Consider the following 17,689-nt stretch of genomic DNA (forward strand, 5'->3'; position numbering starts at 1 on the left):
TTTTTTTTATTAGATTAGAGCAAAATTAAAAATAATACCCAAATAGTGGGAATTTTAGATATTTATCCGATAATTTTATTTGAGCCCAAAATATATTTTGATGTTTATCCGAGGTTATTGTCAAATAAGCGGGGATATTGAGGCGTAATTGTGGATATTAAGATGAATTATAAAATATATAAAGGGGATGTTTCCAAAGATAAGGACGACTTTATCGGATTTTGGAAAGAGAATTTCCCCAAATGGCCGGAGTCTAAATACAAGTGGCTCTACGAGAACAGCTTGTATGGGTTGGCTCATTTCTGGGTGGCGCGATGTGTTGAGAGAAACGATAAATTTGTCGGAACCACCGTGTTATTCCCAAAGCGGCTTTTTGTCGAAGGGAAACCGGTAAACGTGGGAGTTGCCGGGGATTTTGGTGTTGCCAGGGCGCATCGCGGATTTGGGCCGGCTGGCCGGGTTACGGCGATGACGATTAAATATATGTATGAATCAAGAATGGCCTTTATATATGCCACCCCCAATATTGTCTCGGAAAAGGTGGCCACGCGGCATGGAGCCCAGGTAATAGGCCGGATAGTCCGGATGGTGAAAGTCTTAAAGACCGCTCAATATCTAAGGAGATTTCTCAAAGTAGATTTTCCTGCAAAAGTCCTTGCTTTTCCCGTTGACAAAATACTGGAATTAATATCCCGGGACTACTTTTATAAATCAGGTAAAAAATACAATTTTGAAGTCCTGTCCGATTTTGATGAACGGTTTGATCGACTCTGGGAGCGGGCTCTGAAGAATTACCCGCTTGTGGGGGAACGCACCAGGGATTTTCTCCACTGGCGGTTTGCTTCTTGCCCTTTTAAGAAATTTACAACGTTTGCTCTGACAAATAAGGATTCCGGGGAAATCGCCGGGTTCATTACATATCGATTCGAAAATGGGAATTTGATAATTGCCGATCTTTTCTCCGAAAATACCGGAGATATTCTCGAATCCCTATTGGCTTCATTTCTCAAGTATCAGAGAAAGCATGGTACGGAAGTCGTAACATTTGTCTATTTCGGCAATAAAAAAGTCATTGATGTTTTCTCGAAATTCGGTTTTTCACTACGCTCCGACAACCGGAGTATAGTGGTTAATTTCGATGAGAGTTATTCTCTCAATCCACTCGTATCGGATGAGAATAGCTGGCATTTTCTGGAAGGGGACAACGACGCCTGAGCGTCACCCGAATAAAAAACCAGTCTTCAAAATGGGCTTCATCGATCAATAGAAGGATTTTCCAAAGAAATATGTTAAGGAATCGGCTTTTAAGGGTTGCAGAATATCTGGCATTAAACCTGGGAATCTGGAAATTGTTCTATTCTATTTCGGGCATTTTCATGCGCCGCAAAATGCTGGTCGTTTTTACTTTTCACCGGGTTACCAGTAAGGAAAAATCACAAAAATATTTAATGGGATATGATCGGGGAATGGATCATAAATCCTTTGAGAAACAGATTAGGGCATTTAAAAAATATTATGATATCATCGGACTTGATGATTTTATTGCAATTATCCAGGGCAAAAAGAAACCGGCGAATCATTCCGCTCTGCTTACTTTTGATGATGCCGATTCCGATTTTGCCTTATTTGCTCAACCTATAATGGAAAAATATGGTTGTGAGAGTGTCAATTTTGCTCCCACCGATTTTATCGAATCGGATAAAAGATTTTGGCATCTGCGGATATCGAACATATTCCATAATCTGGATCAGGAGGGCTGGGACCATTTATGGAATAACAGTGAGGGACTGCCTTCGGATTTCAGATCGCTCATAGAGAGATCAACAATATCTTCGGAAAAAGACAAAGTATCGACCTGCCGGAGTTTCATGTTATATCTCAGGGACAAATCGGTGGCTGAAAGAACCGCCATTGTCGACAGGCTGGTGGAAATAACGGGATATGATTATACTCTCGGTATACAATGCATGACTTGGACGGAAATGGCTCGAATGGAAAAAAAAGGAGTTCGGATCGAGTCTCATACGGCATCTCATCGTGAATTAAGCCGGCTCGATCGTGAAAGTATTAAGACCGAATTGGCTGAATCACAAAAAACAATTCAGGGAAAACTGGGAAAAACCGCAAGGACCATCTGTTATCCTGCCGGATCCTATAATGATGACGTCCTGGATGTTTTGATGGAATCAAATTATATCGCCGGTTTTTCATCCCGCCATGGCACCTGCCGTTATCCGCTTAACGGCAAGGAACTCTTTATGATTCCGAGATTCGGCGCTCACGGCGAAGACATATGTGAAATTCATGGATATCTTGGCAAAATACTCATAAAAAGACTCTTAAAGGGGCAGTAAGCGAATTTGTCAGGCCTTCTTGCTTTAAGGAATATTCATCGGGTGACCGATAGATTCCCCGAATATACCGATATAATCTCCGGCGAACTTTTGAAATCTTTTTATTGATTTTGAAGGTTTGCTTTGGGTAAGTTATACTATATGAGCAGGGAATAAAAAAACTATATTGGATTGCATAATGGCATTATTCCGTGGTAAGGAGAAATAAATGACAGAGAATAATATATCCGTTGTTGATATTAAAAGGATACCCGATGCGCCGTTATTCACGGTCGAAGTGAATGAAGAAGAAGCCGGAGTGCATGGCTGGATCGTAATTCATTCGCTTGGCGCCGGCGGCGCCTGCGGCGGGGTTCGGCTATATCCCGATGTTAATCGGGAAGAGGTTTACCAACTCGCCCGGGCCATGACCTATAAATATTCTTTTTTTGAAAAGGACACCGGGGGCGCCAAAGCGGGATTGCAAATGCCCTTCGATCTGCCGCCTGAAGAAAGAAAGCGGCGGCTGAGGATATTCGGCGCTCATATTTCGCCGCTTTTGCGCGCCAATATCTATCTGCCATGGACCGACATGAACAGCCGGATGGAAGATCTTAACTGTATTCTGGAGGGAGCCGGAATCCCCGCCGGCGGCGGGGGTGATTCGGCTTATTATACGGCCCTTTCCACTTTTGCCGGGGTGATTGGGGCCGCCGAATTTTATTCGATTCCACCCGACCGTTGCAAAATCACAATTGAGGGCCTTGGCAATGTCGGGCTATACCTTGCCCGCGAAATCGCGCGATGGGGAGGAAAGGTGATCGGGGCCACGACCCGTATCGGCGGCGTGGTCAATCCGAACGGGCTTGATATCGAACAGATTACGCAATTCCGCAAAGAAAAGGATGATGAGTGGGTATTGCAGAAAGGGGACTGGGAGTCGATTACCCACGCGGAGCTGTTCGAATTGGGGATGGATATACATGTGCCCTGCGCCCGGGTCCATTCGTTGACGGAAAAAATTGCAGAAGCGTTAAAGGCCAGGGCCGTCGTGCCGGCCGCAAATGTTCCCTGTACACCGGGGGGCTCAGCCAAACTTATCGACAAGGGAATTCCCCTGCTGCCGGATTTCATTATTAATGGAGGCGGTATTGTCGGTACCGGTCTCGGCGAACTGGGCGGTTCCGATGAAGATGTCAGCAGGATTTTTTATGCCGACTTCAAGGATATGATCGTCAGGCTGCTGCGAATGTCCGAGAAGAAGAAAATTTCCGCCGTCAGCCTTGCAGCCGATGAAAGTCACAGATATTTCAATCATCTCTGGCATTCCGGGCGAACCGAACCGGCCCTTAGTGATAAGATATACCGGGGATTGGAATGGCGCGGTCTGATGCCCAAAAGCTATCGCAAAGGAAAAGCTTCGGCAAAGCTGCATCGTATTATAAAAGAAAGATTTTCGGGTTAAGCGGATGTATGGCAAATCCAAAAATCACGGATTAGGAAAACGATAATTTCCCCGGGGAGTATTAATGATCTCGGTCATCGGCCAGTTTTTTAAGAATATTTTTACCTCGACGGCGGGGATGGCCATCGGCATAATTATTTCTTTTTTTTTCACCCCGTATTTGATTTCGCGCCTTGGAAAGGACCAGTATGGTCTTTGGACCCTGGTCTTCTCCCTGGTGGCATATATGAGACTGGCCGATATGGGGATTCAGCAGTCGCTGGTCAGGTATGTTTCGAAATATTATGCCGCCCGGGATTGGACGCAACTGAATCAGGTCATAAGTTCTTCGGCCCGGATGTATTTATTTATCTCGACTTTGACCATCGTCGCGGCCCTGATAATCGACCTGTTTATTCTGCAGCTCTTTAAGATTCCGGCGGAATATTTTACCACGACTCAAATTATTGTTCTTGTTCTCGGGGCCAATCTGGCCCTGTATTTTGCGACGATACCATTTTGCTCGCTTGGGCCGTTCCATCGTTTTGACATTGTCAATTATTTCCTCATAAGCACCAAGATTCTTGAGACACTGGGGATCATCGTCCTGCTTGAGTTCGGTCTCGGACTGATCGAGATGGCGGTTTTGATTCTGGCCTTGAATTTTGTCTCGGCCGCCTGGCGCTTTAATATCCGAAAGCAGATGTTTCCTGAGGTTCAATTTTCCAAGCAATATGTCAGTAAGGACAAGACACGGGAAATGATGAGCTATGGAATATATTCATTCCTTATGGTGATTGCCTGGACGCTGATTTTTCAGACCGATAACCTCGTTATCGGCGGTTTCCTGTCGACTGCCGATGTCGCGGTCTTCTCGGTCCCGGCTATGATAATCACCCAGTTGCGCAATTCAATAATGACTATTGCCACGCCACTGATACCAGCCATCAGCCATTTTGAGGCCTTGAATGATTTCAAGAAGATTATGGACGTTTATTCGAAATCGACGCGTTATCTTTATTACCTGTCCGGATTTCTCTGTATCGTCATGCTTTTCTTCGGCGGGCCGTTCATCTTACTATGGGTGAAAAAGGAATTTGTCGACGCCATTGAAATTTTATATATTCTTATAATCGGGGCATCATTCACCTTTCCTCAAATCATCGCCAACTCGGTTTTGATGGGCATCTCAAAACATCGCCTCACGTTTTATATTCTCGGAGCCGAAGCCCTGGCGAATATAATATTGTCGGTTATACTGGTTCAATCTCACGGAATTGTGGGTGTCGCCTATGGAACGGCCATCCCGCAGTTGATAATCTATATTTTTATTTATCCGGTCATTTTTTACCGGGCGATGAAGACGCCTGTCAGGAATTTTTATTCAATAGCTACCGTGTCCTCTTTAAAAGCAATAGTCCTGATTCTGCCATCATCGTATATTATGAGTAAACTGATCCCGCCCGATACCTGGCTGAAACTGATTTTCGACTGCACTGCGGTATCGATTTTGATGCTGATCGGGTTGTTCACCATCATTCTGGAGAAGGATGATCGTGAAAGGGTGGCCGGTAAATTTTCGTCGATAATCAGATACATCCGTATAATGAAATAACGGCGGAGAATATTTGTCATATGGAACGAATTGATAAACAGTTTATCAGCACCGGGCAAATTCTCTGGCTGTTCCTGTTGACAGTATGTATTGCGGCCGGAATCGCGAGTCTTTTTGTAAATGCCCTGATCATTGTTGCCGCCGTGATATTGATATTGAATGTTGTCATTATGTTGAAATATCCCATCTGGGGTTTGCTGGCATATTTGATTGTTTTTTTGTTGAGACCTGGGGAAATGTTTCCCATCCTGGCCGCCCTGCGAGTGGAACTGGTTTCCGGCATATTTGTTCTCGTGACAGTAATCATCCGTCAGAAACTTGTGGAAGGAACCGTTTCCTTCCCGCGCGACCGGATCACTCTGTCAATAGTGGCCTTTCTGGTAGTCATGTGTATCACTATTTTCAGCTCGTATGAAAAAAGTATAACCATAGAGACGTGCATCAATTTCGTAAAACTGCTGATATTTTATTACCTGGTTGTTTCCATAATCGACAGCAAGCAAAAATTTGTGGCGTTCATGTCGGTCTTTCTCCTGTTAATTGCCTATATTGCTTTCGATTCCTTCAAGTCCTACATGTCAGGCGGGTTTATCACCCGCATGGGTGTGGATCGTATGTACGGCAGCACCTCAGCCGGAGGCGACCCCAATACACTGGCAGCGACACTCGGGGCAACAATTCCGCTGGTGGTGGCTTCCGCCTATTATTTTAGGCACCTCCTCATCAAAATGGCGCTCTGGTTTCTGGCCCTTGGCATGGCCTATTTGATAACCATTACCGCTTCCAGGAGCGGCATGCTTGCCTTTATGGGTGTCCTTGGCGGCGGATTCATGTATTCCCGGCATAAAGTAGTGTTGGCGGTAGCCGCGGTATTGCTGGTTTTGGGAATCTGGTCGGTTCTGCCCGATCAATATCGGGAGAGGTATATGACTCTGAGCAATGTGGAAGACATTAATGAAACTTCCTCGGGTCGAATTGAGATATGGGAAGCCGGCGTTAAAATGATTGCGGATCGTCCCATTCTCGGGGTCGGCGCCGGGGCCTTTGTTGCGGCCGCGGGGTCGGGCAATTACGGGTACAACAGCTTTATGCAGGCGCATAGTCTCTATATACAGCTTATGGCGGAAACCGGAATAATCGGCTTCATTGTCTGGTTCTTATTCATATATTTCCTGGTAAGAAATCTTCGCATATTAAGCCGCGCCGTTCACGACAGAGTCGAGGAGTTGTGGGTGTCGATTTTTTGCAAGGGTTTCATCGTTTCCTTGATTGCCCTTTTCGTGTCAGGTGTATTCGGGCATAATCTCTATCGATATACATGGTATATGATGGCCGGGCTGGTGGTTGCCCTGGTCAATATTTTCAAGGACCGTCTCTCTTTGAAGGGTTTGTCATAATGGACTTGCTGGGCATATTATCCAGAAAACTGTTTATACCTTTCTATAACCGTCGCCATGGTCTTGATACCTCGCCCTATGTCCCGAATCTGATGAAATCACAATACCTATCCGAAGAGCAAATCCGCGAAAAGCAATGGAAAGATATTTCAAAATTGCTCCATTTTGTCTATGAAAACAACGAATTCTATCGAAGACGCTTCGATCAGATTAACCTAACGCCCGGCGATATAAGGAATTTCGATGATTTTATGAAATTTCCGATTCTATCCAAGGATGATATTCGGGAAAACGGGGACAGGCTTATATCGCGGGGGTACGCGGCCGAGAACATGAACTACAAGCGAACCGGGGGATCAACCGGCGTTCCTTTGAAGCTTTACTGGGACAAAGAAACAACTATTTTTAAACATGCCCTGGTCCACCGCCATAATAGCTGGGCGAATTACTATCCGGGAACCAGGCAGGCCGCTCTGTGGGGTGATACCGACAAGAAATACAGTCTGAAGCAGAAGCTATACTTGTCGCTTTATGTCCGGGTTATTTTTCTTGATACGTTGAACATGAATGATGACATGATGCTTGATTTTATCGAGCGGGTCCGGCATTTCAAACCGGAAGTGCTCTTCGGTCACGGCCATTCTCTCTTTGTCCTGGCCCGGTTTATGAAGGACCGGAGCATCGATGATATAAGATTTAAGGGCATAATATCAACGGCCGAGACATTGTTTCCTCACGAGCGGGCGGTAGTCGAGGATGTTTTTGGAAAAATCGTATTTGACCGGTATGGCTGTGAGGAGGTGTCGCTGATTGCCTCGGAATGTGAGGCGCATGACGGGCTCCATGTCGCCGCCGAGGGATTATACGTGGAAATCGCCGATGGCGACGAACACAGCCCGGGGCGATTGATAATTACCGATCTGAGCAATCTTGGAATGCCGTTTATTCGTTATGAAATCGGTGATCTGGCCACTACGAAGACAGGGAAGTGTCGTTGTGGCAGGGGCCTGCCCCGGATCGGGCGGGTTGTCGGCCGGACGACGGATCTGCTGTACACACCTGAAGGAAAGAAAATCTCCGGAGTTTCTATTCTGGATACATTTACTATCCATATCCCCGGTTTTAAACAAACCCAGATTGTGCAGGATAAAATCGATCATCTTTTCTTCAACATTGTGAAATCAAATGATTTCAACGAGAACAGCCTGAAAATGCTGGCCGAATCGGTACCCAGATTTTTCGGCCCCAGAATGAAATATGAAGTAAAATTTGTCGATCAGATACCATTAACCAGTCGAGGGAAGTTCCAATTTTCCGTCTGCAAAATAGATCCTCCCTTGTGATTTGCCTCGGCAATTGTTCGGAAATTGAGCATATTGCCCCGGGATTGACCAGAGAAAAAGGCAAATTGCCTCTTAAGTCTCCGCAAATCAAGACATTAACAGATGAAGCGTCAAATAGATAGACGATTTATTGCGGCCCGGCGTATAATGTGAAAGACTTATTAAGAATGGTCAGGCAAAATGCCGAAAACTTAAATGTTGACACCTTTGATTTAAGGAGTAATTATTGTGTTAAGTCCATGTAATAACTGGCGCTTGAAAAGAATAGGAATGGAAATTACATATATAAATGAAAATGATTTTGGAGGTATAAAATGAAGATGGTGAACAGGGGCAGCCGCGTTATAATTTATTCTCTGCCAATAATTTTAGTATTCTTATTTATATCGGCGCCGCCTTCTTTCGGCGGCCAGGTAACTTTGACATCGGCCAGTTTACCCTATCTTGTCAATACCGGCGATACCATCACTTTTTCCGGAACAAAGGCCACCAGCATGACGGACGGCCTTTATGTGAGGGACGGGGCCACAAATGTCCTGATTAATCTTGGTACCGACACCCTGGTCTTTGGCGCCGACGGCGGTTCCAACCATATGGGTATCCGTGTCGCCCGTTCCACCGGCGCGTATCAAAATGTGGTCATCAGAGGCGGATGGGTCATTCACGGCGGTAATAATAATTCCGAAAGGAATTACTGTATCGAGCTGGCCGGCTGTAACGGTGTTCTGGTTGATGGAGTCAGCACCATCATATATGGTAACAATGCCAAATGTCTGACATCGGTTCCGCCCGAGGGCCGGGTTATTAATGCCACCAACGGTACCGCCACCAGTTGGCGGGGCACCAACAAAAATATTGAAATCAAAGGCGGCAGGTATATCAGCAATGTTCGCGGTTATACCAGCCGTTGTACTTATGATGGCGCGGTCATTCACCTGGCCGGAAAAAGCGCCGTAACCGGCAGCGAGTACAATTTTAAGGTTCATGATCTGAAGGTCGAAAATGCGCCCTGCCAGGGTATTGTGACCTATGGTGTGGTTGAGGTTTACCGATGTACCGTTACCGTGGACTCCCGGAACTTTATGTATAGCTTCCCGGCCAGCAGTTTCTGTTACAGCCAGGCCAATGCCTACTGCATTCTGGCAAGATTGGTCAATGCGGGAAGCAAATTCTATGATAATGTTTTATTGGCCGGGGAGACCTATTACGGCGCCGACGGCGGCTTCGAAGTCGAGGGCTGTATGGGGACAACCGCAAAGCCGATTGAATTTTTTAATAATTATATCAATGCTCACCGCGGATGGGATGTTTATTACGGCAACACGATCAGGGCAAAAGGATTTAAAATGCGTCGTGCGGACGAGCATGATCCATTCACGGGCGATTTTTATAACGCCAACCGTCATATTAGAATTTATAATAATGATATTCATGTTTATTCTCATACCGATACCACCAATTTCAAAGCATATGGCCCCGGCGCCTCAGGCTTTTACCTGCTGCCGCATGTCAACCGCCCCGACAGTGATATAATTATAGAAAATAATCATATTCGTTCCATTGTTCTGGATGACAACTCTTATGTTCAGCAGGCCGACATTCTCGCCACCGGGTTTGAGTTCATGGCGAATGACGACATACATCAGTATACCATCAGGAACAACCGCATGGAATCCAACGATGCCTTCTATCGCTTCGGGGGTTATGATCCGGGCGGGCGAGGCTATATTTGTTACAGGGATACGCTGATAGCGATTGACACCGCGGCCGGACCGACAACGCAATACAGCGTCAAATTCTGGCCCGGAGATATAAGCAATCCGCTGACGGGGAATTACCTGCGAGATGCTTATTACGTTCCCGACACTTTGTACAAAATGATCCTGTTCAGGGGCGGGCTTTCGAATGCCGATATTACGCTACAGCGGACCCTCGAGATTTATGTCCGCGGCAATAACGGCCTGCCGATCGTAAATGCCGCGTGTTCGGTATGGAATGATTACAGCCGGCTGATGATAACCGGGTTGTCCGATTCCGGCGGCCGGGTTTCCGGTGTTGTAAGCTATTTGTATGACAGAGCGGGAAGCGGCGATTCAAGCGCTTACAATGATTTCAGAATTAAGGCAATAAAGGGAGCCGATACCGATCTTCATACTACTTTCACTGTCGGACCCAACGCATCGGGCAAGACGGATACTCTCGACTTGAATAGCACGGTCGGAACCGGCGTCTGGGGAGCCGGCGGGGATACTCCCGAGGACAATGTTCCCCCGGAGCGAATTGATGATCTTGGCGCCGCTCCCGGAGATCGCTCCGATGAAGTCGTTTTGAGCTGGAGCGCTCCCGGTGATGACGGGTATGTCGGGACGGCATCCCAATATGATATCAGATATGCAACGGAATATTTTTCCGAATCAGGCTGGTACTCCGCCACACAAGTGGCGGGGGAACCGGCCCCGGGGTCGCCGGGCTATAATGAAAGTATGGTCATCACAGGCCTTAATCCCGAGACAACATATTATTTCGGGATTAGGGCCGGTGATGACGCCGGCAATTGGTCGTCGCTATCCAATATCGCTATTTCCGGGGAAACCTCCGACCTCGAGCCGCCTTCCGCCATTACCGATCTTGATGCGGTGCCCGGCTTTAATATGGGTCAGATTCTAATTACCTGGAGCGCCGTTGGCGATGATGGTTCGATCGGCGCGGCCTCTTCGTATGAAATCAGATATTCACTGAATGCAATCACCGAGGCCAACTGGAACGAAGCTTCTTTATACAATATTTCCCCGACACCGCGGCCGGCCGGATATACTATATCGGTCCTGATGAACAGCCTTCAGCCCGGGGAAAGTTATTATATCGGGATCGTGGCTTATGATGACGCCAACAATCCCTCGCCATTGTCGAATATTGTTTCCGAAGTGGCACAGGTCGATATTTCTCTCGGTGCCGAGGATACCATCCAGATTGTGGCTCCAGGCGATAAATCGGTTGTCAACAGCCAGAGGCCGAGCCTGGTGATTCAAAATATCGATGAATCTCCGAATAATGTCTATTATTTTGAACTTGCATCCGACCCTGATATAAATAATATTATTATTGCTTCCATTGAGATCCAGAATCCCGGTGATTATACGACGTACCTGGTGGATGATGATCTGCCGTCAGGATCGACATATTACTGGCGGGCCAGGTCGGGTTCGGACTATATCAGTGTGGTTTCCAGTTTTACGGTTTTGCCGATGACCCATGTATTTCCCAACCCGTTCGAAATATCGCAAGCCGATTTTGCCACTTTTAAGGAAATTCCCTTAAACTCAAATCTGATAATCATGACAGTTTCGGGTGCGACGGTAAAGACATGGTCGGATATTTCCGGCGATATTACATGGGACGGCAGCAATGAATCGGGCGCCAAAGTGGCTTCCGGCGTATATCTCTGGTACATTGAGGGGACGGATATTAAAGGCAAGCTGGTTGTGAAACCATAGCGCTCTTCCTCAGCCTAAACATTAATCCGATATTTTGACAGAAACGGCAGGCTAATTTGCCCATTTGTTTAATGTTGCACATTAAATCCGCAATTCTTATTTTCTTAATCTGGCAAGGCTGTTTCAATGGTGCGCGAAAGACTATTTCTCTATGAAAATTCTGGTATTGGATGAAGAGTTCCCGTTTCCTCCGAACAGCGGTAAACGGATACGAAGTTTTGACCTTCTGAAGCGATTGGCCGGCTTGAAACCTGTCCCAGTTCGTATAAGTTGATAGGGAAAAATTACTGAAAGACAAGGTTTCCATGAGAGCAGACAGTGAGGTTCTACCCGAAAACGGCTTCTGGAAGGTTGGTAACTCTGAGGCGCTGTGATTCTTGTGTCCGTAGAACTGAACACTCAGATAAAGGAGCGAATTCTTAACGATTCGAAGAGACTTCGGTATTATTCTGATGTTCATAAGGATAAATTATGTTTTTGGGGACCTTTTTGCAGGTAATCTCGGGTAAATAGGGAAATGGGCTGATGATTGTTTTAAGTGTGATAATTGTAATCGTGTTGATAGTGCTGACGGTGGGGGTTTTATACTTATACTTTCTTGCCTTTGCCGGGTTGGTTACCCATAAGAAATATCCTGAATTTTCAGGTAATTATCGTTTTCTTATACTTATTCCGGCATATAACGAACAGCCCGTTATCGGGCGTACGCTGCAAAGCCTGCGAGACCTTAATTACAAGGGTAAAGTGGAAATAGCTGTTATTGCGGACAATTGCAGTGATAATACTGCAGCGATAGCGAGAGATTTCGGAGTAAAGGTGCTGGAAAGGTATGATGATGTTAACAGGGGAAAGGGATATGCGCTGGAGTGGGCCATCAAATTGTATAACCTGGACAATTATGATGCTGTTGCAATTGTCGATGCCGATACGAGAGTAGAAAGTAATATGCTCCAGGCGATGGCCGAATCTCTTACCGCCGGCACCGGCGCCGTTCAGCTTTACTATGGTTTTCTGGAGGAACTGAAAACCGGCGTGTCATACCTTCAAAAGATGGCTAATATTGTGGAAAATAAATTCTTCTATAAAGGCCGCGCCCAATTGGGATTGCCAATACTTCTGCGCGGCACCGGCATGGCCATTAAATCATCGGTACTGAAAGCTCACCCCTGGGACTCCCATTCTATAACCGAGGATGTCGATTATGCGGTTAACCTTCTTGTTGACGGCGTTAAGATCGATTTCAATGTCAACAGTATGGTGATGGCGGCAGCAACGTCATCTTATCAGCAATCGCACAGTCAGAGACTTCGCTGGGCATCGGGCACTTTCGAATTAATAAAGAACAAGATGCTGCCGCTTATAAAAATGGGGCTGACAAAATCACGTCCGGATTTAATCGAATTGAGCTTCTCCTTTTTACTTCTAAGCAGGCCATTGCTGATTTATATAGCGTTCATTATGTTGGTGCTGAGCCTGTTTACCGGCAGCGCACGGGGCACTTTAATGTTATGGGCTGGCACTCTGGTAGGGTTATTGGTGGCGTATCTGCTGGCGGGTATTTTCTTTATGAAAGAAAAAGGGCGGGTTTTAAAATCGCTTCTGCAGGTTCCGGTATATGCCTGCTGGTTTGTTATGGTACAGGTTAAGGCAATCATTAAGTCGGGCAAGATGGATTGGAAACGGACGGAAAGAAAAATAGATGAATGATAATACCGTAACCGGCTCTGTCGAGGATGTTCGTCCATATATGGAAGAAGGCGACGTGTATATCGTTCCGCTTCGCATCGGCGGCGGCACCCGCCTTAAAATTCTTGACGCTCTGGCCATGAGGAAGGCGGTGGTCAGCACCACGATAGGCGCCGAGGGATTGGATTTGAAGGACGGCACGCATCTGCTTATTGCCGACACTCCGGAGCGCTTTGCGGCCCGGGTCCTAAGACTTCTGGATGATTCACGACTGGCGGTTTCACTGGGCGAAGCGGGAAGAAGCCTGGTTGAAGAAAAGTATGGCTGGGATTGTCTGGCCGGTAAACTGGAGAAGTTTGTTGTCAGAGTGGCGGGGGGTAAGTGAGGATACTGCATTTGAGGAGCTCGGAATTCTTCGGTGGTCCGGAGCGGGCCATTGTCGGGCAATGCCGGCACCTGAAGAAATTCGAGATGATTTGCGGCTCATTTATCAGAAAGGGGCGAACCAATCGGTTTCTTGACGAATGCGAAGCGGCCGGCATCAGGACCTTGGCGATCCCCGACAGTTTTGCCGGTGATTTTCGTATAATTAAAAAGATCAGGAAGATCATTGAGACAAACAGGATTGACCTGATAGTCTCGCATGACTATAAGTCAAATTTTTTTACATATTATTCCGTAAAAAAGACATCCGCGAGGCAGGCGGCACATTTTCGGGGATGGACGGCAGAAGATTTTAAGGATAAAATATATAATCGGATTAACTGGTTCTATCTGAAAAAAATTCCGGTTGTTCTGACGGTGTCGGAACCGACAAATTGTCTTCTTGTGAGCCGCGGGATCGATCCCGGGCGGATCAGGGTGGTATTCAATGCGATTGAGTGTGAGGATAATATAACCAGGGATAGAAATTACGCGCGGAAGCCTGGTGAAAAATTGAACATCGTTGCAGCCGGACGGTTGAGTCGGGAAAAAGGTTATGATGTATTGCTGGAGGCAGTATCGCTGATCAAGAAAACTGCTCCGCCGTTTGTCATCTCCATCTATGGCCATGGTCCGGACGAAGAAATGCTCAAAAGCAGGGCCGAGCAGCTTGACATTATGGACAGAATCGAATTTTGCGGATTTGTCGATGACATTAAGCCTGTTTTAAGAAAGGCTGATTTTATGATTTTGCCCTCGCGCTCGGAAGGCATGCCCAATGTCATTCTGGAAGCGTGGTCGCAGAAATTGGGTGTAATATCGACGGCTGTGGGAGGTGTGCCCGAGATGATCAAATCCGGCCGAGACGGCCTTCTGGTCCCACCCGAAGATGCCGCCGCTCTCGGTGACGGACTTCTGCGGGCATTGAATAATCCCGCCGAAATGGACACTTACGGCGAACGGGGTTATGATATCGTCAGGAAGAAATACAGTTATCAAAAACAAGCCGAATTGCTTGAGAAAATTTATATAGATTTAACGAATCTATGATTTGGACCATGGCAATGTCGTAATAAAATTATTTGCCGATAATATAAATATAAAAAATTGAGACTGTATCAAAAATGGAGTATTCCCATGGGCGGACCAATTGTAAATGATAATGAGAAGATTCCGGTTGCTTATGTCATAGATAATTTCTATCGTGGCGGCGGCACCGAGAACCAGCTGGCCATACTGATTGATCATCTCGACAGAGCCCGTTTTACGCCGTATGTATTCAATCTCAAGCCCAAATGGGGGGACAACGGCATCGATATTGACTGCGAAGTTATTTATCTGAATGTATCCAGCCTGTTGTCGCTCAGTATGATTAAAGCGGTTCTGAATATTGCACGTTTTCTGCGAAAGAAGAAGGTAAAAATTCTGCAATTGTATTTTCTCGAAAGCAGACTCGTAGGAACGCTGGCCGGCCGGCTTGCGCGAATGAAAAAGATAATTTTCTGCCGCAGGGAGATGGGCTGGTGGTACACGTCCGGCAAGCTCAAACTGACGCAGATAATGGCCAAATTGTCGCATTATTGTCTGGTCAATGCCCATGCCATCAAGAAGCTTGTAGTTGAAACCGAGAAATTCCCGGCTGAGAAAATCGAGGTCATCCATAACGGGGTCGAACTGAAACGGCGCGGCGAGGGCAAGCCCAAGGTTAAGGCGGATTTTGGAATCCCGGAAAATGCTCCGGTGGTTGTTATAGTGGCCAATTTAAGGCCGGTAAAGAGAATCGACCGTTTGATCAATTGTGCGGCCAAAATGGAGAATAAAGCGGCCCATTTCCTGATTGTCGGCGAAGGGCCTCTCCTGAACGATTTAAAATCACAGGCCGAATCGCTTGGAATTGGAGAACGCGTGCATTTTTATTATGCCAGAGAAGGTGTCCATGACATCCTGAAATTGAGCACGATCGGGGTGCTGACCTCCGATTCGGAGGGTTTGTCGAATGTCCTGATTGAATACGCTTTTGCCGGTATTCCCACGGTGGCGTTCGACACCGGCGGTAATCATGAGGTCATAGAAGACGGGCTAACCGGTTTTATAATTCCCCGAGGGGATGAAAAAATGATGTCGGAAAAAATAGACCGGCTCTTAAAAAACCATGAGGAATCGAACCGAATGGGGGAAACTGCCCGCCAAAACGCCCAGGCAAAGTTCAGTGTGCCTGCCATGGTCAAAAAGACTGAAGATTTTTATATCAAAATTCTCAGCGAATAAGTTTTATTATGATAAAATGACATTTATGTCACTGCCAATATTTAACAAAGGGAGTAGATGTTATGCGAAAATTGGTTAAATGGACAATCTATGGTATAATATATATCCTTGTTCTGCCGTTTGGCCTTCTGTCTCTGCTTTGGTACAAGATATTCGGATCTCAGGCAATATATTATTGCTGCGCCGAAACATTCAGTCTGCTCCCGGTTCATCTGGGAATATTGGTGCGTTGTGCCTTCTATAATCAAACGCTCAAAGAGGCCCACCATGATCTGGTTGTTCTTTTTGGGGGCTATCTGTCCAAGATGGAATCTCGAATCGGCAGAAAAGTGATCATCGCCGGGCATGCGACGATCGGTCTGGTGGATATCCGGGATTATGCAGCAATCGGTAATAACACCAATATTCTCTCCGGCCGACATCATCATAATTTTGAAGAAACAAGTCAGGAAGTTTTTTCCGGCGAAGACCGCTTTGCTGTTATTAAAGTCGGACAACATGCTTTTATTGGCGATAACAGCGTGATAATGGCACATATAGGAGATTATTCTATAATCGGCGCCGGCAGCGTTGTGGTCAAGGAAATTCCCGATTATGTTATTGCCGTCGGCAATCCGGCCAAAGCGGTGAAGGAACGACCGAGAAATGGGAAACAATAGTCGGCCTGTACCAATTATGAAGCGGCTGATTATTAATTTTGTCCTGATTCTTGCGGACTGTCTTGGTCTAAACCGGCTTTTCAGGCGGTGGAATTCGGATAAAATCAGAATTTTAATGTACCACGGCGTTTCGGATGACAAACTGCCTTCATTTTACTGGACCCTCCTGGGCCGGGACAAATTTCTGCAACAGATGGATTATGTGAAAAGAAAATACAATGTTGTTTCGCCTGAGTTTCTTTATAAAGAAGGTAATAGTGCCCCGAATAAAGTTGTCATTACTTTTGATGACGGCCTGCTGAATAATCACACTGTTGTTCTCCCAATCTTAAAAAGTTATGAAATGCGCGCGATATGTTTTGTCCTGCCTTTGTTGTCCGAGAAAAACGATCTTATGTGGACCGATAAATTATATGCCGTGCTTATGAGCTGCCGACCGGGTGATCTGGATTTTACCAATTTTGGCCTGGGAAAAATTGAAATCGGCTCCGACTTGGATAGGCGCGCCGATACCGTCAAGAATCTGCAAAATCAACTTAAGGCAGTTCCTCATTCCAGGCGTACGGATGTACTGAATAATATTTTTAATAAATTCGACCTTCTCGAAGGTGAGGATTATGCCGCTTTTAGATTAATGAACCGGGACCTGATCAAAGAACTCGCTCAAACCGATCAATATTTTATTGGCGCTCATACTAATTCCCACCCAATCCTTTCGACCATGACTCCCGATGAGCAGGAAAAAGAAATCAGATCAGGAATGGATAAGCTGGCCGAATGGGGAATAGAGTCTGTTCCGGTTTTTGCGTATCCCAACGGGCGGGCCGATGATTTTAATAATGAAACAGTGGCGCTGCTCAAAAAATATGATTTCAAAGCGGCCCTGACAACCATTGACGGGCTTTATGATCCTTCGGACGACAAATTCCGGATAAAACGTATTAATATCGGGGCCGATACCGGAAAATGGGAATTTCGGGCGAGGCTTTCCGGCTTTTTTTACTTTTTGCAGGGAAGGTAGGTTGGT

Annotated in this window: 13 protein-coding genes; all 13 read left to right on the plus strand. The window is 46.2% G+C overall.

The window, feature by feature from the left end:
- Window positions 1–150 precede the first annotated feature (150 nt).
- The 13 genes from CVT49_03985 to CVT49_04045 all read left to right on the plus strand — a co-directional run bounded on the left by CVT49_03985 (window position 151) and on the right by CVT49_04045 (window position 17,683).
- Window positions 151–1,215 (plus strand): hypothetical protein, encoded by a 1,065-nt coding sequence (locus CVT49_03985; GenBank protein PKK84296.1) that lies wholly within the window; start codon window positions 151–153, stop codon window positions 1,213–1,215.
- Window positions 1,216–1,286: 71 nt separating this feature from the next.
- Complete coding sequence (locus CVT49_03990; protein ID PKK84297.1) at window positions 1,287–2,354, plus strand: hypothetical protein; 1,068 nt, start codon at window positions 1,287–1,289, stop codon at window positions 2,352–2,354.
- A 208-nt stretch (window positions 2,355–2,562) separates the two neighbouring features.
- A complete protein-coding gene (locus CVT49_03995) occupies window positions 2,563–3,798 on the plus strand; it encodes a hypothetical protein (GenBank protein ID PKK84298.1) in 1,236 nt (411 codons plus the stop codon).
- A gap of 64 nt (window positions 3,799–3,862) precedes the next feature.
- Complete coding sequence (locus tag CVT49_04000; GenBank protein ID PKK84299.1) at window positions 3,863–5,392, plus strand: hypothetical protein; 1,530 nt, start codon at window positions 3,863–3,865, stop codon at window positions 5,390–5,392.
- Window positions 5,393–5,412: 20 nt separating this feature from the next.
- On the plus strand, window positions 5,413–6,789 hold the full coding sequence (locus CVT49_04005; GenBank protein PKK84300.1) for a hypothetical protein: 1,377 nt from the start codon (window positions 5,413–5,415) through the stop codon (window positions 6,787–6,789).
- On the plus strand, window positions 6,789–8,132 hold the full coding sequence (locus tag CVT49_04010) for a hypothetical protein (GenBank protein PKK84301.1): 1,344 nt from the start codon (window positions 6,789–6,791) through the stop codon (window positions 8,130–8,132). Before CVT49_04005 ends, CVT49_04010 begins: the two co-directional genes overlap by 1 nt.
- A 314-nt stretch (window positions 8,133–8,446) precedes the next feature.
- Entirely contained in the window at window positions 8,447–11,626 is a 3,180-nt protein-coding gene (locus CVT49_04015; GenBank protein PKK84302.1) for a hypothetical protein, read from the plus strand.
- A gap of 525 nt (window positions 11,627–12,151) precedes the next feature.
- Window positions 12,152–13,333 carry a hypothetical protein gene (locus CVT49_04020; GenBank protein ID PKK84303.1) on the plus strand — a complete coding sequence of 394 codons (1,182 nt, stop codon included), beginning with the start codon at window positions 12,152–12,154 and terminating at the stop codon, window positions 13,331–13,333.
- Window positions 13,326–13,697, plus strand: coding sequence for a hypothetical protein (locus tag CVT49_04025; protein PKK84304.1), 372 nt, complete (start codon window positions 13,326–13,328; stop codon window positions 13,695–13,697). Before CVT49_04020 ends, CVT49_04025 begins: the two co-directional genes overlap by 8 nt.
- Window positions 13,698–13,708: 11 nt before the next feature.
- The gene (locus tag CVT49_04030) at window positions 13,709–14,785 is read left to right on the plus strand and encodes a hypothetical protein (protein ID PKK84305.1); all 1,077 of its coding nucleotides are present in this window, start codon (window positions 13,709–13,711) and stop codon (window positions 14,783–14,785) included.
- Window positions 14,786–14,872: 87 nt separating this feature from the next.
- Complete coding sequence (locus CVT49_04035; protein ID PKK84306.1) at window positions 14,873–16,003, plus strand: hypothetical protein; 1,131 nt, start codon at window positions 14,873–14,875, stop codon at window positions 16,001–16,003.
- 62 nt (window positions 16,004–16,065) lie between these two features.
- Window positions 16,066–16,662, plus strand: coding sequence for a hypothetical protein (locus CVT49_04040; GenBank protein PKK84307.1), 597 nt, complete (start codon window positions 16,066–16,068; stop codon window positions 16,660–16,662).
- A complete protein-coding gene (locus tag CVT49_04045) occupies window positions 16,649–17,683 on the plus strand; it encodes a hypothetical protein (protein ID PKK84308.1) in 1,035 nt (344 codons plus the stop codon). Before CVT49_04040 ends, CVT49_04045 begins: the two co-directional genes overlap by 14 nt.
- The last annotated feature ends 6 nt before the right edge of the window (window positions 17,684–17,689 follow it).

This window comes from candidate division Zixibacteria bacterium HGW-Zixibacteria-1, assembly GCA_002838945.1.
In the GTDB taxonomy this organism is placed as follows: domain Bacteria; phylum Zixibacteria; class MSB-5A5; order GN15; family PGXB01; genus PGXB01.

What these genes read in the sequence shown, in the direction of transcription:
- CVT49_03990 (PKK84297.1), top strand. Translation starts at nt 1,287, where the DNA reads ATGTTAAGGAATCGGCTTTTAAGGGTTGCAGAATATCTGGCATTAAAC.
- CVT49_04025 (PKK84304.1), top strand. Translation starts at nt 13,326, where the DNA reads ATGAATGATAATACCGTAACCGGCTCTGTCGAGGATGTTCGTCCATAT.
- CVT49_04045 (PKK84308.1), top strand. Translation starts at nt 16,649, where the DNA reads ATGGGAAACAATAGTCGGCCTGTACCAATTATGAAGCGGCTGATTATT.
- CVT49_04040 (PKK84307.1), top strand. Translation starts at nt 16,066, where the DNA reads ATGCGAAAATTGGTTAAATGGACAATCTATGGTATAATATATATCCTT.
- CVT49_04000 (PKK84299.1), top strand. Translation starts at nt 3,863, where the DNA reads ATGATCTCGGTCATCGGCCAGTTTTTTAAGAATATTTTTACCTCGACG.
- CVT49_04005 (PKK84300.1), top strand. Translation starts at nt 5,413, where the DNA reads ATGGAACGAATTGATAAACAGTTTATCAGCACCGGGCAAATTCTCTGG.
- CVT49_03995 (PKK84298.1), top strand. Translation starts at nt 2,563, where the DNA reads ATGACAGAGAATAATATATCCGTTGTTGATATTAAAAGGATACCCGAT.
- CVT49_04015 (PKK84302.1), top strand. Translation starts at nt 8,447, where the DNA reads ATGAAGATGGTGAACAGGGGCAGCCGCGTTATAATTTATTCTCTGCCA.
- CVT49_04035 (PKK84306.1), top strand. Translation starts at nt 14,873, where the DNA reads ATGGGCGGACCAATTGTAAATGATAATGAGAAGATTCCGGTTGCTTAT.
- CVT49_04010 (PKK84301.1), top strand. Translation starts at nt 6,789, where the DNA reads ATGGACTTGCTGGGCATATTATCCAGAAAACTGTTTATACCTTTCTAT.
- CVT49_04020 (PKK84303.1), top strand. Translation starts at nt 12,152, where the DNA reads ATGATTGTTTTAAGTGTGATAATTGTAATCGTGTTGATAGTGCTGACG.